The organism is Bradyrhizobium sp. WSM4872 (genome assembly GCF_055811715.1).
In genome coordinates, this window is record NZ_JBVVPT010000019.1 from 45,912 (window position 1) to 66,861 (window position 20,950).

At 63.9% G+C, this 20,950-nt stretch carries 20 protein-coding genes; 3 read left to right on the forward strand and 17 right to left on the reverse strand.

Annotation, left to right across the window (positions count from 1 at the left end; genetic code table 11):
• Positions 1-38: 38 nt before the first annotated feature.
• The 3 genes from lptE to AC0L3C_RS23525 all read right to left on the reverse strand — a co-directional run bounded on the left by lptE (position 39) and on the right by AC0L3C_RS23525 (position 5,068).
• Positions 39-590 carry an LPS assembly lipoprotein LptE gene (gene lptE / locus AC0L3C_RS23515; protein WP_473264277.1) on the reverse strand — a complete coding sequence of 184 codons (552 nt, stop codon included), beginning with the start codon at positions 588-590 and terminating at the stop codon, positions 39-41.
• The gene (leuS, locus tag AC0L3C_RS23520; RefSeq protein WP_473281657.1) at positions 577-3,201 is read right to left on the reverse strand and encodes a leucine--tRNA ligase; all 2,625 of its coding nucleotides are present in this window, start codon (positions 3,199-3,201) and stop codon (positions 577-579) included. Before leuS ends, lptE begins: the two co-directional genes overlap by 14 nt.
• A 169-nt stretch (positions 3,202-3,370) precedes the next feature.
• Positions 3,371-5,068, reverse strand: coding sequence for a diguanylate cyclase domain-containing protein (locus tag AC0L3C_RS23525; protein ID WP_473264275.1), 1,698 nt, complete (start codon positions 5,066-5,068; stop codon positions 3,371-3,373).
• Positions 5,069-5,176: 108 nt separating this feature from the next.
• Here AC0L3C_RS23525 and AC0L3C_RS23530 point away from each other — a divergent pair, with 108 nt between their 5' ends.
• Positions 5,177-5,866: a YggS family pyridoxal phosphate-dependent enzyme gene (locus tag AC0L3C_RS23530; protein WP_473409089.1), complete on the forward strand. Its 690-nt coding sequence runs from the start codon at positions 5,177-5,179 to the stop codon at positions 5,864-5,866.
• Positions 5,867-6,022: 156 nt separating this feature from the next.
• Here AC0L3C_RS23530 and AC0L3C_RS23535 read toward each other — a convergent pair whose 3' ends face one another.
• Positions 6,023-6,796, reverse strand: a complete 774-nt coding sequence (locus AC0L3C_RS23535; RefSeq protein ID WP_473264273.1) for a 2-keto-4-pentenoate hydratase — start codon at positions 6,794-6,796, stop codon at positions 6,023-6,025.
• 6 nt (positions 6,797-6,802) lie between these two features.
• Positions 6,803-7,372: a L,D-transpeptidase family protein gene (locus AC0L3C_RS23540; protein ID WP_473409090.1), complete on the reverse strand. Its 570-nt coding sequence runs from the start codon at positions 7,370-7,372 to the stop codon at positions 6,803-6,805.
• A gap of 202 nt (positions 7,373-7,574) precedes the next feature.
• Here AC0L3C_RS23540 and AC0L3C_RS23545 point away from each other — a divergent pair, with 202 nt between their 5' ends.
• Positions 7,575-8,261, forward strand: a complete 687-nt coding sequence (locus AC0L3C_RS23545) for a response regulator transcription factor (protein ID WP_007598630.1) — start codon at positions 7,575-7,577, stop codon at positions 8,259-8,261.
• Positions 8,262-8,318: 57 nt separating this feature from the next.
• Positions 8,319-8,762 (forward strand): cyclic nucleotide-binding domain-containing protein, encoded by a 444-nt coding sequence (locus AC0L3C_RS23550; protein WP_473264271.1) that lies wholly within the window; start codon positions 8,319-8,321, stop codon positions 8,760-8,762.
• A gap of 122 nt (positions 8,763-8,884) precedes the next feature.
• Here the strand turns inward: AC0L3C_RS23550 and xth are convergent, their stop codons facing one another.
• The 12 genes from xth to AC0L3C_RS23610 all read right to left on the reverse strand — a co-directional run bounded on the left by xth (position 8,885) and on the right by AC0L3C_RS23610 (position 20,791).
• The gene (gene xth / locus AC0L3C_RS23555) at positions 8,885-9,700 is read right to left on the reverse strand and encodes an exodeoxyribonuclease III (protein ID WP_473409091.1); all 816 of its coding nucleotides are present in this window, start codon (positions 9,698-9,700) and stop codon (positions 8,885-8,887) included.
• 153 nt (positions 9,701-9,853) lie between these two features.
• Complete coding sequence (locus tag AC0L3C_RS23560) at positions 9,854-10,609, reverse strand: outer membrane lipoprotein carrier protein LolA (protein WP_456769767.1); 756 nt, start codon at positions 10,607-10,609, stop codon at positions 9,854-9,856.
• 152 nt (positions 10,610-10,761) lie between these two features.
• Positions 10,762-13,239 (reverse strand): DNA translocase FtsK, encoded by a 2,478-nt coding sequence (locus AC0L3C_RS23565; RefSeq protein ID WP_473281663.1) that lies wholly within the window; start codon positions 13,237-13,239, stop codon positions 10,762-10,764.
• Between the two features lie 9 nt (positions 13,240-13,248).
• Positions 13,249-14,463 (reverse strand): aminotransferase class I/II-fold pyridoxal phosphate-dependent enzyme, encoded by a 1,215-nt coding sequence (locus tag AC0L3C_RS23570; protein ID WP_473409092.1) that lies wholly within the window; start codon positions 14,461-14,463, stop codon positions 13,249-13,251.
• Positions 14,464-14,788: 325 nt separating this feature from the next.
• Entirely contained in the window at positions 14,789-15,193 is a 405-nt protein-coding gene (locus AC0L3C_RS23575) for a GFA family protein (protein WP_473409093.1), read from the reverse strand.
• Positions 15,194-15,410: 217 nt separating this feature from the next.
• Entirely contained in the window at positions 15,411-16,859 is a 1,449-nt protein-coding gene (locus AC0L3C_RS23580) for an ammonium transporter (RefSeq protein ID WP_473248850.1), read from the reverse strand.
• Between the two features lie 38 nt (positions 16,860-16,897).
• Entirely contained in the window at positions 16,898-17,236 is a 339-nt protein-coding gene (locus AC0L3C_RS23585; protein ID WP_007598642.1) for a P-II family nitrogen regulator, read from the reverse strand.
• 435 nt (positions 17,237-17,671) lie between these two features.
• Positions 17,672-18,274, reverse strand: coding sequence for an ATP-dependent Clp protease proteolytic subunit (locus AC0L3C_RS23590; protein WP_473281669.1), 603 nt, complete (start codon positions 18,272-18,274; stop codon positions 17,672-17,674).
• 41 nt (positions 18,275-18,315) lie between these two features.
• Entirely contained in the window at positions 18,316-18,672 is a 357-nt protein-coding gene (locus AC0L3C_RS23595; RefSeq protein WP_473409094.1) for an SRPBCC family protein, read from the reverse strand.
• Entirely contained in the window at positions 18,669-18,983 is a 315-nt protein-coding gene (locus AC0L3C_RS23600; RefSeq protein WP_247285017.1) for an ArsR/SmtB family transcription factor, read from the reverse strand. The genes AC0L3C_RS23595 and AC0L3C_RS23600 overlap by 4 nt, the downstream gene beginning before the upstream one ends.
• Positions 18,984-19,024: 41 nt before the next feature.
• Positions 19,025-20,326 carry an ammonium transporter gene (locus tag AC0L3C_RS23605; protein WP_473264265.1) on the reverse strand — a complete coding sequence of 434 codons (1,302 nt, stop codon included), beginning with the start codon at positions 20,324-20,326 and terminating at the stop codon, positions 19,025-19,027.
• 126 nt (positions 20,327-20,452) lie between these two features.
• On the reverse strand, positions 20,453-20,791 hold the full coding sequence (locus tag AC0L3C_RS23610; RefSeq protein WP_007598647.1) for a P-II family nitrogen regulator: 339 nt from the start codon (positions 20,789-20,791) through the stop codon (positions 20,453-20,455).
• Positions 20,792-20,950: the final 159 nt, after the last annotated feature.

A 20,950-nucleotide genomic window follows, 5' to 3' on the forward strand; every position in this document is an offset into this window, starting at 1 on the left:
GAATCGTCATTCCGGGCGAACCGGAAGGGCGGGATGAATTAAGTGCCCGCGGTGAAGAACGAGGCGAGCCGGGTATTGATGTTCTCGGCGATCTCGTTGGCGGCACGATCCTCGGCATCGCGCACCGCGCGGTTGCGGGAGAAGCGCTGATAGGAGCCGGGCATGTCATAGGACACGCGCGAGAACGTGGTGCCGGTCATCACCGATTTGCCAGTCGCGACCTCGACCAGATTGTACTGACAGTCGATGCCGTAGTTTTCGCTGCTCGGCAGACCGGTGCTGGGATCGACGATCAGGGACGATTTGCTCGAGTTGAAGCGGATCACCAGGCGGTGGGTCGGCGGCATGCCGGTGGCGGTGCCATAGAGCTTGAAGGCCAGAGCATTGCGGACCTCGACGCCGACGCGGGCCTCGCGGGAGGCATTTGGCTTGTCGACAGGAGGCAGCTCGACCCCCATCAGCTTCTCGCGCAGGCCGGGGGTTCCGTCGGTATGCTCGGCATACATCGGCTGGAAGCAGCCGGCCGTCATGGCCGCCAGTGCGGCGACCGCCAGCAAGCGGGCTGCGATGCGGATCCTAGCCGACAACATTCACGATCCTCTTGGGGACGATAATCACCTTGCGGACGGGCTTGCCGTCCAGCGCCAGTTTTACCGCATCGAGGGCCAAAACGGCAGCCTCGATTTCCGGATTCTCGGCCCCTGTTGCAACTGTGACCTCGCCCCGCTTCTTGCCGTTGACCTGGACCACCAGGGTCACACTGTCTTCAACCAGCAAATCGCGTTCGATTTGGGGCCAATTGGCCTCGGAAACCAACCCGCCGTGGCCGAGAACCTGCCAACACTCCTCGGCCAAATGCGGCATCATCGGGGAGAACAGCTGGACCAGGATCTGGCTTGCCTCCCGGATCGCCCAGGCCAAATCTGGAGCCGGCTGGCCGGGACGCTGCAAGATCTCCGCAAACGCATTGGTGAATTCGCGGATATGGGCGAGGCAGACGTTGAAGTGCAGCCGCTCGATTCCGGTGGTGACCTTGTCCAGCGCCCCATGGGCGGCCTTGCGCAAGGCGGTGGCGTCCGGGCCGAAGCTGGCGGGCCGGGCCGCCGGCGCGGCCTTGCCGCCTTCGACAGAGTCGTTCACCAGCCGCCACAGCCGCTGCACGAAGCGCGAGGCGCCTTGGACGCGCTCATCGCTCCAGATCACGTCGCGCTCGGGCGGGGAGTCCGACAGCATGAACCAGCGGGCGACGTCGGCGCCATAGGTCTCGATGATGTCGTCGGGGTCGACCGTATTCTTCTTCGACTTCGACATCTTCTCGATCGGGCCGATCTGGATGTCTTCGCCTGACGTCAGCAGCGTCGCGCGGCGGCCGTTGGCGCCGGTCTCGACCTTCACCTCGACCGGCTGGACGTAGGTGCCGTCGGCCTTCTGATAGGTCTCGTGCACCACCATGCCCTGCGTGAACATGCCGGCGAACGGCTCGTCCAGTGCGATGTGACCGGTCGCCTTCATGGCGCGCGTGAAGAAGCGGCTGTAGAGCAGATGCAGGATCGCGTGCTCGACGCCGCCGATATACTGGTCGACCGGCAGCATCCGGTTGGCGACCTCTGGCGTCGTCGGCGCGTTCTCGTTCCAGGGATCGGTGAAGCGCGCAAAGTACCAGGACGAATCCACGAAGGTGTCCATGGTGTCGGTTTCACGCTGCGCCTTGCCGCCGCATTTGGGGCAGCTGACGTGCTTCCAGGTCGGGTGATGGTCGAGCGCGTTGCCGGGCTTGTCGAAGGTTGCATCGTCCGGCAGCTTCACCGGCAGGTCTGCGTCAGGCACTGGCACCACATCGCATTTGGGACAATGGATGACGGGGATCGGGCAGCCCCAATAGCGCTGGCGCGAAATACCCCAGTCGCGCAGGCGGAAATTGACCTGACGCTCGCCGACCGGCGCGTTGCCGCGCAGCTCGGTCTCGAGACGCTTCGCCACCTCGTCCTTGGCCTGATCGATTGTCATGCCGTCGAGGAAGCGCGAATTGATCATGCGGCCGTCACCGTCATAGGCGGTATCGGTGATGACGAACGATTTCGGATCCTGGCCCTCAGGGCACACCACCGGCGTGTTGCCGAGAGCGTACTTGTTGACGAAGTCGAGGTCGCGCTGGTCGTGTGCGGGACAGCCGAAAATGGCGCCGGTGCCGTATTCCATCAGCACGAAGTTGGCGACATAGACCGGCAGCTTCCAGCTCGGATCGAACGGGTGAACCGCGCGGATGCCGGTATCGAATCCCTGCTTCTCGGCGGTGTCGATGATCTCCTGCGCCGTGCCCATCCGCTTGATCTCGCCGATGAACTCGGCGAGCGCAGGGTTTTTGGCGGCGGCGGCCTGCGCCAGCGGATGATCGGCCGAGATCGCCATGAACTTCGCGCCGAACAACGTGTCCGGGCGCGTCGTGAAAATCTTCAGCTCGCTCTCACCGGCCGGTGTTGTCGCCGTATCGAGCGCGAAGCGGATCAGCAGCCCCTCGGACCGGCCGATCCAGTTGCGCTGCATCAGCCGCACCTTGTCGGGCCAGCGATCCAGCGTATCCAGTGCCGACAGCAGCTCCTGCGAGTACTTCGTGATCTTGAAGACCCACTGGTTCATTTCCCGTTGTTCGACAACGGCACCCGAACGCCAGCCCTTCCCGTCGATCACTTGCTCATTGGCGAGCACGGTCATGTCGACGGGGTCCCAGTTCACCTTGCGCTTCTCGCGCTCGGCGAGGCCTTCGCGCAGGAAGTCCAGAAACATCTTCTGCTGGTGCTTGTAATAGGAGGGATCGCAGGTCGCGATCTCACGGCTCCAGTCCAGCGACAGCCCGATCGAACGGAGCTGCTTCTTCATCGCGGCGATGTTGTCGTAGGTCCAGGCCTTCGGCGCCACCTTGCGCTCGATCGCGGCGTTCTCGGCCGGCAGGCCGAAAGCGTCCCAGCCCATCGGGTGCAGCACGTTGAAACCCTTGGCGCGCATGAAGCGGGCCAGTACGTCGCCGAGCGTGTAATTGCGGACATGGCCAATATGGATGCGCCCCGACGGGTAGGGGAACATCTCGAGCACATAATATTTCGGCCGCGGATCGTCGTTCCTGGAGACGAAGATCGCCTGTTGGTCCCAGGCGGCTTGCCAGCGCGGTTCGGCGTCGCGGGCGTTGTAGCGTTCGGAGGTCATGGAATCGTTGGGTTTTCGTGGATCTGGGCCGGCTAAAGACGGCGGACTAGGCCATAGAAGTCCTCAAGGGGTCAATGGGTTGCCGCAATTTGGGAACCTCCGCGACCGTCCCGGGTAAATAGTGGGGCCGCCATTGGGGTGTGATTAAAAGGTTGCTACGGGTTACCCCTCAGCCCGCCATCATCATTTCCGCCGCGCCGTTGTCGATCACCGTGATGCCGTGCTCGACGACGTTGTTGCGGCCGCGATGTTTGGCGGCGTAGAGCGCGGCGTCGGCGGCTTCGATCAAATCGCCCGGGCGCAAGCTCTCGTTGGGCTTTGTCGCGGCAACGCCGATCGAGACGGTGACGATCATGTGGTCGGAGGTGATGTGCGGCAGGCACAGCTTCAGCACGGCCGCGCGCGCCTGTTCGCCGATTTCGACGGCGCGCGCGACGTCGGTGTTCGGCAACAACAGGCAGAATTCCTCGCCGCCGTAGCGGGCCGCGAAGCCCATCGTGTCGGCGGCGATGCCGGACAGCGATTCGCCGAGCCTGGTCAGGCAGGAATCGCCTTCGAGATGGCCGTAGGTGTCGTTGAACAGCTTGAAATGGTCGACGTCGATCATCAACAGTGCGAGGTCGCTGCCATATTGCTGCGCGCGCATCCATTCGAAGTCGAGGCGGCTCTGGAAGCCGCGGCGGTTGGCAAGTCCCGACAACATGTCGATCGAGGCCATCACCGTGAGCCGGTCATTGCTCGCCATCAGCTCGCGTTCGCGCTGGCTGAGCTGCGCGGCCATCGCGTTGAACGCACGGGCCAGCGGCACGAACTCGGACGGCAGGCGGTTGCGCGCGGCACGCGCCGAGAGATCGCCCTCGCCCAGACGCTTGGCCATGTCGGCGAGCATCCTGATCGGCTTGATCACCAGTTTCTCGGCTGCGATCAGCGCGCCGAGCAGCACGAATACGACGACGAAAGCAAGCTGGAGATAGGCGGTGCGGATGTCGCGGCTCACGGCGGCGGACACCTTGTCCTCGTCGATGCTGGCGATCAGGCGGGCATTGGTTCCGGCAATGCGGATATAGCTGACCGCGCGGCGGGAGCCGTCGGCAGCGAGGAAAGAGAGGGAACCTTCGTCCTGATCCGACCTCAGCGCCTTGTCGGCGATCGCGGACATCAGCGGCATGTTGTCGAGTGGACGTCCGATTGCACTATGCTGGTCGGCCGGTGCGGCCAGCACGGTGCCGGTGCTGTCGACCAGCACGGCCGTGATGCCGGCGCGACCCCCCAGATTGCTCATGACCTTCGACATCCAGTCGAGGTTGACGGTGGCGAGCACGACGGCATCTGCTGCGCCGCTGAAGGCGGATACCGGGTAAACCGCCATGACGGTCGGTGTCGGCACCGGGCGCGACATGATGAAGTCGCTCAGCACGAAGCGGCCGGTTTCCTGCGCCTGCTGGAAGTACGGCCGGTCACTGAGGTCGAGGCCGACATACATGTTGTTGGTGGCGCACTGGATGCGTCCGTCCTGGCCGGCGATCAGAAGCGTGCGGATCCAGGGGAGATTCGACGGCAGGCTCGCGCGCAGCACGTCGCAGCTTTTGCTGATGCCGCCGGCGGAGGCGCGGATGAAAGCTTCCGATTTCAGGATGGTCTCGACCGACGAGATCACCTCGCGCTGCGCGTCGGCGCTGTGTCTTGCGACGGTGGTGAATTCGGCCGTGGCCTGCGCGATCTGCCGCGTGCGCGTGTCTTCGAGCGAACGGATGCGCTCGAACATCAAAGGCGTCACCAGAATGACCGCGAGCAACGCAAGCCGCGCCCGGATTCCGAGAACCTGCTTGAGTTTCACTCGTTTGCGGTTGAAACTGACGTTTGCCATCTTCGCTGCCCACCCCGCGGCTAAGGTAAAGCGAAGGGTTCAAAAACTCTTTCTTGAACTCGGTAAAATTAGAACTACCTCCGCAACAATCAGCTCCGATGCGACATCATGACTGAAGCCAACGCCGCGCCGCTAACCGGCCATTCACCAAACGCGCTCGCCGCGGTCGAAGCCGAAATCGCGCGCGCCTGCAAGGATGCGCGGCGCGAACGTGGCTCCGTGACCTTGATCGCGGTGTCGAAAACTTTCGCCGCGGATGCAATTACCCCGGTCATCGACGCCGGACAGCGCGTATTCGGTGAAAATCGCGTGCAGGAGGCCAAAGCCAAGTGGCCCGCGTTAACTTCCGTTTACCCCGATATCGCGCTGCACCTGATCGGGCCGCTGCAATCCAACAAGGCGAAAGAGGCGGTCGCGCTGTTCGATGCCATCCATTCGGTCGACCGCCCGAGCATTTGCCAGGCGTTAGCCAAGGAAATCGAATCCCAGAACAAGCACCCGGAATTGTTCGTCCAGATCAATATCGGTGAGGAGCCGCAGAAGGCGGGCATCGCCCCCGGCGAGGCCGATGCCTTCATCGCGAGCTGCCGCGACACCTACGGGCTGACGATCTCGGGGTTGATGTGCATCCCGCCGGTGGACGAGCCGCCGGCCGCGCATTTCGCGTTGACCGCCAAGATCGCCGCGCGCAATGGATTGAAGAAGCTCTCGATGGGCATGAGCGCGGATTATGCGACCGCGATCATGCTCGGCGCCACCCATGTGCGGGTGGGAAGTGCGATCTTCGGGCACCGGTGATCATAGGCGAATTTGTTTTTGGTCGTCCCGGCGAAAGCCAGGACCCATTACCCCGATAGTCTGTTTGACCAAGACCGTGGCAACGACCGTTCTGCCCTTTGCGTAGATCACGCGGTATGGGTCCTGGCTTTCGCCAGGACGACAGTGGGGATGAGCCTATTCGAACCTCACCGACACCGTCCCCAGCACGCCGAAATCCGCGGCGAGATGATCGCCGGCCTGGATCGGCAGCGGCGGATGGCACGTGCCCGTGGTCACCACCTCTCCTGCCCGCAAGCTGATGCCGAGCCCACGCAGCTCGTTGGCCAGCCAGGCGAGCGCAATGCGGGGATCGCCGAGCACGTTCTTGCCGTGGCCGAGATAGCGCTGGCCACGCAGCGTGATCTGCGGCCGCTGCTCGACGAGATCCATGGCGCGCCAGTTCGCGTTCGTCGCTGCGCCCAGCACGAACAGATGCGCACAGGCGTTGTCGGCGATCAGCTGCGCCTCGCCGGCGCTGGCGAAATCGGCAAAGCGTGAATCGGGAATCTCGATCGCGGGATGCAAGCTGTCCACGGCGGCGAGCACCTCGTCGACAGTATAAGGTGCCGTGCGCGGCGGCAGATCGCGTCCCATGCGGAAAGCGAACTCGGGTTCGCCGACGCGCATTGCGTTGCCCTTCATCGAGGCGGTGCCGCCATCGGCGATCACGGTGTCGCTCATGATCCGACCGGCCAGCGGTCCCGCGACATTGATGTGCTTCTGTCCGGACTCGCTCGTCGCCGCGATCTTCCAGCCGAACAAGGTCCCGCCGAGCGCTGCCTGTACGGCGTAACCCTCGGTCCGGTTCTGAGGCCGCAACCCCGCCTCCAGCGCGTCAATCTTGGTGCCGTCGCGCCAATGTCGGATGAGGACGCGCGATGCGGCGGCGATCTGATCCCTGTCGAGCATGTGTCCTCACCCGATGATGATTTTTGTTTTTGGTCCCAGCCGCCGCAGCAATTGTCGCATCGCCGCTTGGGTCATCGAGACGCAGCCTGCGGTCGGGCCGAAATTGTCGCGCGCGAGATGCAAGAACACCGCGCTGCCCCGGCCGGCGATCCGCGGCCTCGTATTGTGGTCGATTTCGATGATGAAGTCATAGAGATGGTCGGCCCGCTTCAGCCGGTCGCCGCCCTGCCCCTCGCCGAGGCGGATTCCCTGATTGTAGTGACGGTCCTTGGGATCCTCGCACCAGGCGTCCTCGCCGGTGATGATCCGGGCCGGCAGGAAGGTCTGCGGGCGGCTGTACCGGTCGCCCCGCCACCACAATCGCCTGGGACGGAAGCTGCCCCTCGGGGTGCCGCCATCGCCCTCGCGCTTGTTCGCCAGAATGCCGCCGCGTCCGAGCGCCACCGGAATCGTCAGCGCTCCGGCGGTCAGCCAGCCCCGGCGCGGATTCCCGGCGGCAGCCTTAACGCGGATCGCCGAGAGCGGCCCGGCGCTTCGGTTCACGGTGTAACTAGCTGAAGCAGCTTTATTTTTCATATGAACGTGCGATGTCGAATTCATTACAGGACATTCATCAAAACGGCCTGCTATTCTGGGTTAGAGTGGTTCTGGCTTGTGAATCGGTAACAGCCCACTACTTCAAGACGAACAACAATAATAATTGCGACCCCTAAACTTCCCTCTCGGCTGGGTGCAGCATGGATGCGCGCCGCGCCGGACCCCAAAAGGATGACCCCCTATGGCCAATGCCCGCAAGATCCTGATCGTGGATGACGATACCGATCTGCGCGATACGTTGGTGGAGCAATTGTCGCTGCACGAAGAGTTTGAAGCCTCCGCGGTCGATACCGGCGCCAAGGGCGCGAGCGCCGCGAAGGCCAATGCCCCCGATCTCGTTCTGATGGATGTTGGCCTGCCCGACACGGATGGCCGCGAAGTGGTCCGTTCATTGCGCAAGGGCGGGTTCAAGGCTCCGATCATCATGCTCACCGGGCATGACACCGATTCCGACACGATTTTGGGGCTGGAATCCGGCGCCAACGACTATGTCGCAAAACCCTTCCGCTTCGCCGTGCTGCTGGCGCGCATCCGCGCCCAGCTCCGGCAGCACGAAGCCAGCGAGGACGCGGTGTTCTCGGTCGGCCCCTACTCTTTCCGGCCCGGCTCCAAGATGCTGACCGCCGCCAATGCGCGCAAGGTCCGGTTGACGGAGAAGGAAACCGCCATCCTTCGCTTCCTCTACCGGGCCGGCCAGATGCCGGTCTCACGCGAGACCCTGCTCCAGGAGGTCTGGGGCTACAATTCCGGCGTCACCACCCACACGTTGGAAACCCACATCTACCGGCTTCGCCAGAAGATCGAGAAGGACGCCGCCAACCCGGAGATCCTGGTCACGGAAGCCGGTGGCTACAAGCTGGTGCCGTGATACGCTTTGGGGCGTGCGAATCGTTTTAGATTGCGTGCCCTTGAGCCCCGGACCTGAATGTCAATCGACGACGATGTAGCGCTTCTCGAGCGTGTCCCGACACTGCGCCTGTTGGGAGACGCTTCGTTGCGCATGCTGGCGATCGGTTCCGAGCAGCGTAACTTCGTCCGCGGCGACGTCTTGTTCAATCTCGGCGACGATGCCGATGCCGGCTTCGTGGTCCAGCGCGGCGCCTTCCGGGTCGACGACGGCGCCGGCGCGGAGATGATCGCAAGTCCCGGTGCGCTGATCGGCGAGCTCGCGCTGATCGTGCCGATGAAGCGGCCGTCGAGCGCGATCGCGATCGAGCACGCCTCCGTCATCCGCGTCGCGCGCAGCCTGTTTCAGCGCGTGCTCGAAAGCGACCCGCCCGCCGCCGTTCGCCTGCGCGACGAGTTCGCGGTGCGCTCCAGCCAGATCGCCAGCGATATATTGATGGCGGGTGCGAAGTTGACGAGTTGACGTCGTCCTGGCGAAAGCCAGGACCCATTACCCCAAGTGTTTCTGGCTTGGTGTGATTGCCGACGGCCTCGCGCAGCAACGAAGACCAGTGGTAATGGGCTCTGGCCTTCGCCAGGGCGACATTAAACCTCGAGCGTCACCGTCACCGGCACATGATCCGACGGACGCTCCCAGCTGCGCGCGTCGCGCAAAATCTTGAAATCACTGACTGCATCTTTCAGCGCGCGCGAGACCCAGATGTGGTCGAGCCTGCGGCCGCGGTCGCCGACGGTCCAATCGGCGGAGCGGTAGCTCCACCAGGTGTAGACCTTCTCCGATATTGGAATGCGCTCGCGCGCGACGTCGACCCACTCGCCGGCGGCGAGCGCGGCTTGCAGCTTCTCGGTTTCGACGGGCGTGTGCGACACCACTTTGAGAAGCTGCTTGTGCGACCAGACGTCGTTCTCATGCGGGGCGACGTTGAGATCGCCGACCAGGATGTGGCGATCCTCGCCGCGCGGATGCAACGGCTCGCACGCCTTCATCTCGTCGAGGAAGCGGAGCTTGTGATCGAATTTCTCGTTCAGCGCGGGATCGGGAATGTCGCCGCCGGCCGGCACGTAGAAATTATGCACCACCAGGGGCTTCGCGATCCCGGCCTTCTCACCGAACGATACCGAGATGTGGCGTGAATCCACCTTGTCGCAGAAGGTTCGGATGTCCTTCGACTCGAACGGTATCTTCGAGACGATGGCGACGCCGTGATAACCCTTCTGACCGTTCAACGCGACATGCTCGTAGCCGAGCCGCTTGAAGCGCTTCAGCGGAAAAGCGTCGTCGATGCACTTGGTCTCCTGGAGACACAGCACGTCCGGCCGTGCGCTCTTGAGAAATTTTGCGACCAGATCGATGCGTAGCCGCACCGAATTGATGTTCCAGGTTGTCAGGGAAAAACGCATGAGGGATGCGTCTTAGCATGGATTGGCGTGGGGAAAATGCTTGTCCACAGGGGCGGAATCGTATGGTGGGTTAGCGCAGCGTAACCCACCATGCTTCCACATTTGCGGACCGAGATGGTGGGTTACGTCTTCGGCTAACCCACCCTACGGCACCTAGCCCGGCGACGGGCCGTAATTGGTGAAGTCGATCTTGAACATGCCGGGATCGAGCTTCTTGCTCGTATCCAGATTATAGACCGCGATCGTGGTGTCGTAGCCCTGCGGATCTGTGACGGTCCACTGCTTCAACTGGCCGTCCTTGGCGCCGAACATCAGCAGAAGGCGACTGGTGCCGACCAGCGCCTGCTTCTCCTCGATGGTGACGCTGACGAAGACGTCGTCGGCCGAGACGTTGACGACGTTGGTGTCCTTCATCAGGTCGATGCGGTCGGACAGCAGGAAACGCAGCGGTGTTTGCGACAGCGGATAGACGTCCTGCGTCGCCAGCTTGCGGTCGCGCACCACCAGCGACGATCCGTCGGCGACGATGTCGATCGGGCTAGGCGCGTCATATTCGAAGCGCACCTTGCCCGGCTTCTGGATGTAGAAGTCGCCTTGCGTCTTGCTGCCGTCGGGGCCGACCTGGACGAAATTTCCGACCAGCGTCGACAATGACGACAAATAGGCGCTGACCTTGGCGGCCTGGGCCTTCTGGTTCGCATCGAAGGTCTGGAAGATGCTGCTCGGCACATTGCGGCGCGGATCCGGGATCACCGGATTCGGCGGCGTCTGGGTCGCGCCGGTGACCGCGGGCCCTCCACCTGCCGGACCACCATCGCGGCCCTTCGGCGCGGGCTTCGGCACGGGAACGGTCTGCGCAAAGGACGCTGCACTCACCATCGCGGCGGTGACTAGAATCACGCCGGCCATGCGCGCGCTTCGCGCGGCGACGATGGCAGCGAATCGAATGTCCGGATGTCTGATCAACGCGTCGTCCTGTGTGGCTGGGCGCCCTTTTAGCGTGATTTCGGCCAAAAGCAGATAACGTTTTTGCGTGAAATGGTGGTCTGGGGCGGCTCGCCTCACATATGGCTGTCTTCTTCCTCGACCAGGATCTCGCGCTTGCCGGCGTGGTTGGCGGGTCCGACGATGCCCTCCAGTTCCATGCGCTCCATCAGCGATGCGGCGCGGTTATAGCCGATCTGCAGGCGGCGCTGGATGTAGCTGGTCGAAGCCTTGCGGTCGCGTTTGACGATCGCAACGGCCTGCGAGAACAAATCGCCGCCGCCATCCGCGCCCATGGCGGACGCGTCGAACACCGCGCCGTCCTCGTCCTCGCTGGGTTCTTCGGCCGTGACGGCTTCGAGATATTCCGGCTGTCCCTGAGTCTTGAGGTGGCGCACCACCTTCTCGACTTCCTCGTCCGAGGCGAAAGGTCCGTGCACGCGGCTGATGCGACCGCCGCCGGCCATGTAGAGCATGTCGCCCTGGCCGAGCAGCTGCTCGGCGCCCATCTCGCCGAGAATCGTACGGCTGTCGATCTTGGATGTCACCTGGAAGGCGATGCGGGTCGGGAAGTTCGCCTTGATGGTGCCGGTGATGACGTCGACCGATGGACGCTGCGTTGCGAGGATCACGTGCAGCCCGGCGGCGCGCGCCATCTGCGCGAGGCGCTGCACCGCGCCTTCGATGTCCTTGCCGGCAACCATCATCAGGTCGGCCATTTCGTCGACGATGATGACGATGTAGGGCAGCGGGTCGAGCGAGAGTTTCTCTTCCTCGTAGATCGCCTTGCCGGTTTCCTTGTCGAAGCCGGTGTGCACCGTGCGGGTCGGCTCTTCGCCCTTGGCCTTCAATTCGAGCAAGCGCGTGTTGTAGCCGTCGATGTTGCGCACACCGAGCTTGGCCATGTTCTTGTAGCGCTCTTCCATCTCGCGCACGGCCCATTTCAGCGCGACCACCGCCTTCTTCGGGTCGGTCACGACGGGCGTGAGCAGATGGGGAATACCGTCATAGACTGAGAGTTCGAGCATCTTCGGATCGACCATGATCAGGCGGCACTGGTCCGGGCGCAGCCGGTAGACCAGGCTGAGGATCATGGTGTTGATGGCGACCGACTTGCCGGAGCCGGTGGTACCGGCGATCAGCATGTGCGGCGTGCGTGCGAGGTCGATGATGACGGGATCACCGCCGATGGTCTTGCCGAGGCAGAGCGGCAGCTTCGCAACCGAATCGACGGTCTCCTTGGCGACCAGCAGCTCGCGCAGATAGACCTTCTCGCGATGGGCGTTCGGCAGCTCGATGCCGATGGCGTTGCGGCCGGGCACGACGGCGACGCGCGCCGACAGCGCGCTCATCGAACGCGCGATGTCGTCGGACAGTCCGATCACGCGCGACGATTTGATCCCCGGCGCCGGCTCCAGCTCGTACAGCGTGACCACAGGACCAGGATTGGATTTCACGATCTCGCCGCGAACGCCGAAATCTTGCAGCACGCCTTCGAGCGCGCGCGAATTGGTTTCCAGCTCGGCCTTACTGAGCGGCTGGCGATCGCCGGCCTTCGGTGCGGCCAGCACCGACACGGACGGAAGCTCGAACTTGTCGGAGGATTTCTTGGAAGCGGCCTTGGGCGCAGCCTTCTTGCGCGGCGCGCGGGCGGCGGGCTCCTCCTCCTCTTCCTCGTCTTCTTCGACCTCTTCGTGCTCGTCGTCGTAGTCCTCGTCCTGAGCCTGCGGCGAGATCGACGGCGCAGCGCGGCCGCCACCGAGCTTCGGCTCCTGGCGGCTGAATGCAACGGCCTTGGTCTTCGGTCCGCTCGAGACCAGCGAGCGGTAGGCCGCGCCAAGCAGCCAGATCAGCCGTGCTTTCGTGCTCATCAAGGCGTGGAACAGCCAGCCTAGCGATACCGAACCGCGATCGCTCTCCTCGTCCTGGTCGAGCGGCTTGTCGTCGTCCTCGATCTCCGCGAGTTCGTCGTCATGCTCGCGTGCGCCGAGGCCGCAGGCGATCAGGAAAGTCGCCGCCATCGCGGCGAACAGGATCATGCCGAGCACGATTCGATAGATCATGCCCGGCGGTCCGAAGATCACCGCGGGCGCGCGAACCAGCGCATCGCCGACCACGCCGCCGAGGCCTGTCGGCAGCGGCCAGGCGCCGCCATGCGGCCAGCAACTGACGAAGCCCGCCGCGATCACCGTGCAGAGAATCCAGGAGCCGAGCCGCAGCGCCTCGCGGTCGAACGGGCGATGGGTCAACATGCGCCAGCCCCAGACCGCGACCGTCAGGACCAGCATGATCGCGCCGAGCCCGAGGATCTGCATCGCAAGGTCGGCGCCGATTGCGCCGGCATAGCCGAGAATGTTGCGGATCGGCCGCGACGTTGCATGGCTGAGGCTGGGATCCTGCACCGACCAGGTCATCAGAGCCGCAGAGGCGACGCCCGACAAAGCGATCAGGCCGAGCCCGCTGAGCTCGCGCACACGCCGCGCCAGACCCTCGCGGATCGAGGGCGGCAGATGGCCGACCAGGGGAATGACACGTTCGATTGTCGACATGCTCACGGGCCCCGCCTAACCCAGAGTCTCGACCAGGCGGTGCAGCGCCTGCGCCGTGGTCTCGCCATCCTGCACCAGCGCAAGGCGAATGTAGCCTGCGCCGGGATTGAAGCCGTCGGGCTGGAGCCGCGCCAGGTAGCTGCCGGGCACCACGCGCACGCCTGCTTCCGTGAAGAGTTTCAGGCACACGGACACGTCGTCGCCGATTTCTGACGTGTTGAGCCAGACGCAGAAGCCGGCGTCGGGCCGGTGATAGCCGTAACGATTGCCGATGATCTGGTCGGCGAGATTGAACTTGATGCGGTAGAGCCTGCGGTTCTCCTCGACATGCGCCTCGTCGCCGTAAGCAACGGTAGCGACATGCTGCAGGGGCACCGGCACCTGCGGCGCCGCGATGTTGCGCAGCTCGAGGAACATGCCGATGAGTTTTTTGTCCCCGGCGGCGAAGCCGACGCGCAGGCCCGGCAGGTTCGAGCGCTTCGACAGCGACTGGAACGCAACCACGCGGGTGAAATCAGGGCCGGCGCATTCGAGCGCGCTGCCGGGCGCTTCGCGGGTGTAGATCTCCGAATAGCACTCGTCGCTGAGGATCACGAAGCCGTAGCGGTCGGCGAGCTGCTTCAGGCGCGTGAAATAATCGCGCGAGGCGACCGAGCCCTGCGGGTTGGCGGGCGAAGCCAGATAGAACGCCACCGTGCGCGCCAGCGTCGCCTCGTCGATGGCGTCGAGATCGGGCAGGAAACCGTTCTCCGCCGTGGTCGGCAGGTAGACCGGCTCGCAAGCGGCAGCGCGGGCGCCGGCGCCATAGACCGGATAGAACGGGTTCGGCATCAGGATCGCCGGCTTGCCGGGACGCGGACCGACATAGCGCGCCGCCGCGATCGCGGCGAGGAACAGGCCTTCGCGGCTGCCATTGAGGACGAGAATCTCGCTCTCGGGATCGAGGGCGCGCGGCAGCTTGAAACGCGACGACAGCCAGGCGCCCGCAGCCTTGCGGAACGGGTCGGTGCCCTTGTTCGCGGGGTAACGGCCGAAATCGGCGATATGCTTGGCCAGCACCGGGCCGACGAAGTCGGGCACAGGATGCTGCGGCTCGCCGACGGCAAGCGAAATCAAAGGCTTGCCGGGCTGATGCGGCGCCAGCAGTTCGTTCAGCCGGACGAAGGGAGAGCGTTCGCTATCGGAGCTTCCACTGTCCTGCGGCGCACGGGATGAAGCGGTCATAGCCATTCTGGACGCCAGCACTCTTGGAACAGCCGGTCGCGACCAAGGCGCCGGCGGGAAGCGGTTCAGTTCACCATAGATAGGGCGAGGTTAAGACGCGATTAACCATCGGTCGCCGGCTCCGTCCAGAGCAGGAATAATGAGGCCGGATAACATACGGGATGCGGGCCACGGGGGGAGCTGGTTCTTGCACCTCTCCCGCTTGCGGGAGAGGTCGGCGCGTAGCGCCGGGTGAGGGTTCTTTCCATCCAGGGACTGTCCCGATGTTGAGACACCCTCTCCCCAGCCCTTCCCCGCATGCGGGGGAGGGAGCGCGCCGTCATCGCGGCCTTTAATGCGCCGGCAGCTTCTCGAATGTCGCCATGCCCGCGGGGATCGCGTGGAAGTCCTGCTTGTCGCAGGTGTAGATCGCCATCTGCGGATGGAACTGCGCAGGGTCGTCCAGCGTGCCGACCTTCAGGATTGCGGCCGGCAGGCCGGGAACCTTGGTCACCAGATGGGTCCCGCATTCGGCGCAGAATTCGCGCGTGACGGCGCGTTCGAGGTTCTCGCGCGTGAACTGCTTGGGTTGCCCGGTGATGTAGCTGAAGCCGGCCGCCGGCATCGCGATGAAAGTGTTGGGCGCGCCGCCCGAGATGTACTGGCACTCACGGCAATGACACTGCGCCTGCATCATCGGGTCGCCCTCGGCGACATAGCGCACTTCGCCGCAATAGCATCCGCCTTCCAAACGCATGACGACCTCCCGGTTTGTTATTCTTGAGGTCGATATTTCTGCGCCGGTTGTCCGGAATGGCAATCCTTTTCTTCGCGCTTCTTTCCGCCCAGCCGGACAAAAAGAAAGGGGCTCCAACTTGCGCTGGAGCCCCTCAACGGTCGGGACATTGCCGGGTATGTGCCCCAAACCGTAGTTGTGAGCGCGACCCCCGAGGAGGCCGCGCCCGGGAGGAGACTTACATGTTGTAGGCGCGCTCGGTGTGCTCGGTGATGTCGAGGCCTTCACGCTCGCTCTCGACATTGGCGCGGAGGCCAACGATCACATCGACGACCTTGTAGAGGATCGCCGAACCGATACCCGACCACACCAGCGTGGTGCCGACGCCCCAGACCTGGGAGATCATCTGCGCCGCGAAGTCGTAATCGGCAACCTTCGGCGGGATCGCGGTGTAGTCGATGATGCCCGCACCACCCAACGCCGGATTGACGAGGATGCCGGTGCCGAGGGCGCCGATGATGCCGCCGACGCAGTGCACGCCGAACACGTCGAGGGAGTCGTCGTAGCCGAGCGCGTTCTTCACGACGGTGCAGAAGAACAGGCAGACCACGCCGACCACGAGGCCGAGGACGATCGCACCCATCACGCCGGAGAAGCCGGCGGCAGGCGTGACGGCCACGAGGCCCGCGACAGCGCCGGAGATGACGCCGAGCACCGACGGGTGACCCTTGATGATCCACTCCGCGAACATCCACGACAGCGCGGCGGCTGCGGTGGCGACGAAGGAGTTGGTCATAGCCAGGGCCGCGCCGCCGTTGGCTTCGAGGTTGGAGCCGGCGTTGAAGCCGAACCAGCCAACCCAGAGCAGCGAGGCGCCGATCATCGACATGGTCAGCGAGTGCGGAGCCATCAGCTCCTTGCCGTAACCGACGCGCTTGCCGATCAGCAGGGCGCCGACGAGGCCTGCGATGCCGGCGTTGATGTGCACCACGGTGCCGCCCGCGAAGTCGATCGCACCCTTCTTGAAGATCCAGCCTGCGTCGGCGTTGATCTCATCGAGCTTGGCCTGCGCCGCGGTCTTCGCCGCGCCATCAGCCGCAGCAGCCAGAGCCTTGGCTGCGTCCTGGATCATGTCCGGGCCGGGCCAGTACCAGACCATGTGCGCGATCGGGAAGTAGATCAGCGTGACCCAGAGCGGAACGAAGAGCGCGAGCGCGGCGAACTTCATGCGCTCGGCGAAGGCGCCGACGATGAGGGCGGGCGTGATCGCCGCGAAGGTCATCTGGAAGCACATATAGATGAGCTCCGAGATGTTAGCGTCGACCGAGAAGGTCGCGGCCTTCGAGTCGGTGGTAACGCCCATCATGAAGGCCTTGGAGAAGCCGCCGATGAAGTCGGAGCCGCCGGTGAAGGCGAGGCTGTAGCCGTACACGGCCCAGATCACGGTGACGACGCAGACGGTGTAGAACACCTGCATCAGGACCGAGAGCATGTTCTTGGAGCGGACGAGGCCGCCGTAGAAAAGCGCGAGACCGGGGATCGTCATCAACAGCACGAGCACTGTCGATGTCAGCATCCAGGCGTTGTCTCCCTTGTTGACCGTTGGCTCGGCGTAGGCTGCGGTCGCAGCGAACAGGCCGACTGCGAGAGCCGCCAATCCCGCGCCATAGGGACGCTTAAACGTCATTTCATTTACTCCTGATTGAATTTTGATTGAGCGCGAAATCAAAGGGCCGCAGCATCGGCCTCGCCGGTGCGGATGCGAACCGCATGGTCGAGATTGATGACGAAGATCTTGCCGTCGCCGATCTGACCGGTTTTCGCGGCGGTCGTGATGGCGTCGATGGTCTTGTCGACCTGGTCGGAGGCGACAGCGACCTCGATCTTGATCTTGGGCAGGAAGCTCACGGCATATTCGGCGCCGCGATAGATTTCCGTATGGCCCTTCTGGCGGCCATATCCCTTGACTTCCGTCACCGTGAGACCGTGAACGCCGATGGCGGTCAGGGCGTCACGGACTTCTTCCAGCTTGAATGGCTTAATAATCGCCATAACAATTTTCATGGGTCCTATCCCCGCTTGGGCCCGGTCCGGACGTGGCCGGGCGTTTCTCGACTGGTTCGCCACGAGGGAGAAAGTTCACTACGCGGGCACAGCCAGGACCCATAGAATCAAATGCCGTGCCAGATCGGGCGTGTTGCCTAACGGACTATGAAAACGGGTGTTTTCGCGTTTGGCGCGTATTGCGGTGCAGTGCGCCATTACGTCGCGCTCAATACCTGACCATGCCTGATTAAAATAAAGGCATGACAAGCTGCCGACACATTGGTGCTCATGCGTCGGGCAGCAGAATGGTATTTTCGTAGGGCGGACGCCTATTGCAGGGCTTGTCGTGCTGCGAAATATCGGACCCCTCGCACTTGTGCTCACGGAATGCGCGCAACCGGCCAAACAGCTTGGGCGGGGCGAGGCTTGCCGGACGGCCGCCGGCAGAGACCGTCAGGCGGCGCTGCGTTCCGCGAAGACCCGGTCGATCAGCCCCCAGTCGACCGCCTGCTGTGCGGTCATGAAGTGGTCGCGGTCCAGGGTCCGTTCCACGTCCGGCTCGGGGCGCCCGCAATGCTGGGCATAGAGCCGGATGAGGCGCCGCTTGGTTTCCTGCATTTCGGTGGCGTGGATCAGGATGTCGGACGCCTGGCCCTGAAAGCCGCCGAGCGGCTGATGCACGTGAAGGCTCGCATTGGGCAGGGCGGCGCGGTGACCGGGCTCGCCGGCCATCAGCAGGAACGAGCCCATCGAGCGCGCGGTGCCCATGCACAGCGTATGCACCGGCGCCTTGATGAATTGCATGGTGTCGTACATCGCGAGGCCGCTGGTGACCACGCCGCCATAGGAATTGATGTAGAGATTGATCGGCTTGTTCGGATTCTCCGCCTCCAGGAACAAGAGCTGCGCGCAGACCAGTCCGGACATCGCATCATTGACCTCGCCGTTGAGGAAGATGATGCGCTCGCGCAACAGGCGCGAATAGATGTCGAAGGATCGTTCGCCGCGGGCGGATTGTTCGACGACCATAGGGACGAGCTGAAGCATGTCGCGCATCGGCGACCTCCCTGTCTGCGGGTGATGAAGTGGTGTCGGTGTCAGGCGGCCGCGCGCATCAGGCAGCCATTGCTGTTGGCCGGCTGCGGCAGCTTCATGCCGATCTCGCAGGCTTGCTGGATGATGCGGAAGCGGGTGCCGCCGTCCTCGTTCGGCTCGATCCGGAAGATGACATGGCTTTCGCGAAACGGCGGTTCGGAATCGCGAAGCCGGTAGCGCACCTCCTGGCCCGGGATCGATGTCTCAGGCTCGGCGCCCGCAAGATCGCAATCCGGCAGCCAGCGCTCGCGCAAAGCCGGAATGGTCACCGCGCGCCAGACCTTGGCCGGCGGCGCATCGAATTGATATTCGAGCACGAGCGCTGCGTCGGAGGGATCAGGCTTCACGGCGTCACTCATTGATCCATCTCCTTCAAGAGATCGGCGAGGGCATCCATGCGTTTCGGCCAATAGGCGCGGTAGCGCGCAAGCCAGGTCCCGATGGCGGAGATTCCTTCGGGATCGACTTCGTAATTCACAAAGCGGCCCTGCCGCTGTTCGCGCACCAGGCCTGCCCCGCGCAGCACCGCGAGATGCTGCGACATCGCCGGCTGGCTGATCTCCAATCCGTCGCGCAAGGCGCTGGCATTCAGGCTTCCGCCGGCAAGCTTCTCAAAGACCTTGCGGCGGGTCGGGTCGGCCAGCGCCTTGAAGATGTCGGCTTCGATCATGGCAACACATAAGCATACGCTTATGTGTTGCGCAAGCCCAATTACTGCAGCGCCTCGCCGTGCTGCGAAATATCCAGTCCTTCGAGCTCGTGCTCCCGCGAGACGCGCAGGGGCACGAAAAGGCTGACCAGCTTGAGCAGGATGAAGCTCACGCCCGCCGACCAGACGAACGTGACGGCGACCCCGTAGAGCTGGCTCAGAAGCTGCTGCGGATGGCCTTCGAGCAGGCCGGCGGTGCCGCCGATCGCGCTGGTTGCGAACACGCCCGCCAGCAGGGTGCCGGTCAGCCCGCCGATGCCGTGGACGCCGAACACGTCGAGCGAATCGTCATAGTCGAAGCGATGCTTCAGCCACGTGCAGGCCCAGTAGCAGACGAGGCCCGCGATCACGCCGATGACGATGCCGTGCCAGGGCGCCACGAAGCCCGAGGCCGGCGTGATGGTGCCGAGGCCGGCGACCGCGCCGGAGATCATGCCGAGCACGGATGGCTTGCGCCGCGTCGACCATTCGATCGCGCCCCAGGTCAGCGCGCCGGAGCAGGCGGCGAGATGGGTCGCGATGATCGCCAGCACCGCGCGCGAATTGGCTGCGCCCGCCGAGCCGCCGTTGAAGCCGAACCAGCCGACCCACAACAGGCCGGTGCCCATCACCGCGAGCGACAGATCGAACGGCGAGAGATTTTCGGTGCCGTAGCCGTGGCGGCGTCCCATCACCTTCGCTGCGACGAGGCCGGCGGTGCCGGCCGACAGATGCACCACGAGACCGCCGGCGAAATCCAGCACGCCCATGCTGGCGAGGAAGCCGCCGCCCCAGACCCAATGCGCCAGCGGAATGTAGACGAAGATGAACCAAGCCACCGAGAACAGCAGATAGGCGGAGAACCGCATCCGGTCGGCCACCGCACCCGCGACCAGCGCCACCGTGATGATCGCAAACGTCATCTGGTACAGCATGAACAGCGCTTCCGGGATCGTCTTCGCCGCCGGGTTGACGCTGTCCATGGTCATGCCGGCGAGAAACCAGCGGTCGAGCGTGCCGATCCACGGGCCGTCGCCGACGAAGCACAGCGAATAGCCGAACGCGACCCAGAGAATGGAGATGATCGTCACCGCGGCGAGGCTCTGCGCCATGGTCGCGAGCACGTTCTTCTTGCGCACCATGCCGGAATAGAACAGCGCGAGCCCCGGGATCGTCATCATCAGCACCAATGCGGTGGCGACGATCATCCAGGCGGTGTCGGCGGTGTTGATCTCGGAGCCCGCGGCACGCGCCGGCGAAGCCATGATCGACACAAGCCCGATCGGCGCGGCAATAGCAGCCGCGCGGCGCAACAATCCCGCCATGTCGTTTCCCCCAGCTATTGATTGCGTCGCACGCCGTGGCGCCGTTGCCCGGTGCGATCGAAGAAGAGCGTTTTCGAGCGAAGCGGATACCGCTTCGCGAAACGAAAAACGCGTCAAGGCAAAAATCTAGAGCGCGTCGCTGTCGGTCTCGCCGGTGCGAATGCGGGTCGCGTGATCGATCGGCGTGACGAAGATCTTGCCGTCGCCGATCTGGCCGGTGCGCGCGGTCGCGGTGATGACGGCGACGGCCTTCTCCGCGATATCGGAGGCAACCGCGATCTCGATCCGCAGCTTCGGCAGGAAATTCACGACATATTCGGCGCCGCGATAGATCTCGGTGTGGCCCTTTTGGCGGCCATAGCCCTTCACTTCGGTCACGGTCATGCCGTGGACGCCAATCGCCGTCAGCGCCTGGCGGACTTCATCGAGCTTGAAGGGTTTGATGATCGCGACGACGAGTTTCATGGTCAGGCCTATTCCCCGGGATGCGCCGCGCCGTATGTCCCCGGCGCTGCGTCAATCTGGCATCTTTCCGGGCAAATGGCATAAAAAAGTTGCAGATTGAAGCGGAAAATCGTTGGGCCATGTGAACGGCCGCCTCTGTACAGGGCAGCCGTTCATCCT

Coding starts and splice junctions, on each gene's coding strand:
- AC0L3C_RS23550 (WP_473264271.1), top strand. CDS start 8,319: ATGTCAATCGACGACGATGTAGCGCTTCTCGAGCGTGTCCCGACACTG.
- AC0L3C_RS23535 (WP_473264273.1), bottom strand. CDS start 6,796: ATGCTCGACAGGGATCAGATCGCCGCCGCATCGCGCGTCCTCATCCGA.
- AC0L3C_RS23610 (WP_007598647.1), bottom strand. CDS start 20,791: ATGAAACTCGTCGTCGCGATCATCAAACCCTTCAAGCTCGATGAAGTC.
- AC0L3C_RS23575 (WP_473409093.1), bottom strand. CDS start 15,193: ATGCGTTTGGAAGGCGGATGCTATTGCGGCGAAGTGCGCTATGTCGCC.
- leuS (WP_473281657.1), bottom strand. CDS start 3,201: ATGACCTCCGAACGCTACAACGCCCGCGACGCCGAACCGCGCTGGCAA.
- AC0L3C_RS23585 (WP_007598642.1), bottom strand. CDS start 17,236: ATGAAAATTGTTATGGCGATTATTAAGCCATTCAAGCTGGAAGAAGTC.
- AC0L3C_RS23580 (WP_473248850.1), bottom strand. CDS start 16,859: ATGACGTTTAAGCGTCCCTATGGCGCGGGATTGGCGGCTCTCGCAGTC.
- AC0L3C_RS23530 (WP_473409089.1), top strand. CDS start 5,177: ATGACTGAAGCCAACGCCGCGCCGCTAACCGGCCATTCACCAAACGCG.
- AC0L3C_RS23605 (WP_473264265.1), bottom strand. CDS start 20,326: ATGGCGGGATTGTTGCGCCGCGCGGCTGCTATTGCCGCGCCGATCGGG.
- AC0L3C_RS23540 (WP_473409090.1), bottom strand. CDS start 7,372: ATGAAAAATAAAGCTGCTTCAGCTAGTTACACCGTGAACCGAAGCGCC.
- AC0L3C_RS23600 (WP_247285017.1), bottom strand. CDS start 18,983: ATGATCGAAGCCGACATCTTCAAGGCGCTGGCCGACCCGACCCGCCGC.
- lptE (WP_473264277.1), bottom strand. CDS start 590: ATGTTGTCGGCTAGGATCCGCATCGCAGCCCGCTTGCTGGCGGTCGCC.
- AC0L3C_RS23590 (WP_473281669.1), bottom strand. CDS start 18,274: ATGCGCGACATGCTTCAGCTCGTCCCTATGGTCGTCGAACAATCCGCC.
- AC0L3C_RS23525 (WP_473264275.1), bottom strand. CDS start 5,068: ATGGCAAACGTCAGTTTCAACCGCAAACGAGTGAAACTCAAGCAGGTT.
- AC0L3C_RS23545 (WP_007598630.1), top strand. CDS start 7,575: ATGGCCAATGCCCGCAAGATCCTGATCGTGGATGACGATACCGATCTG.
- xth (WP_473409091.1), bottom strand. CDS start 9,700: ATGCGTTTTTCCCTGACAACCTGGAACATCAATTCGGTGCGGCTACGC.
- AC0L3C_RS23570 (WP_473409092.1), bottom strand. CDS start 14,463: ATGGCTATGACCGCTTCATCCCGTGCGCCGCAGGACAGTGGAAGCTCC.
- AC0L3C_RS23560 (WP_456769767.1), bottom strand. CDS start 10,609: ATGGCCGGCGTGATTCTAGTCACCGCCGCGATGGTGAGTGCAGCGTCC.
- AC0L3C_RS23595 (WP_473409094.1), bottom strand. CDS start 18,672: ATGAGTGACGCCGTGAAGCCTGATCCCTCCGACGCAGCGCTCGTGCTC.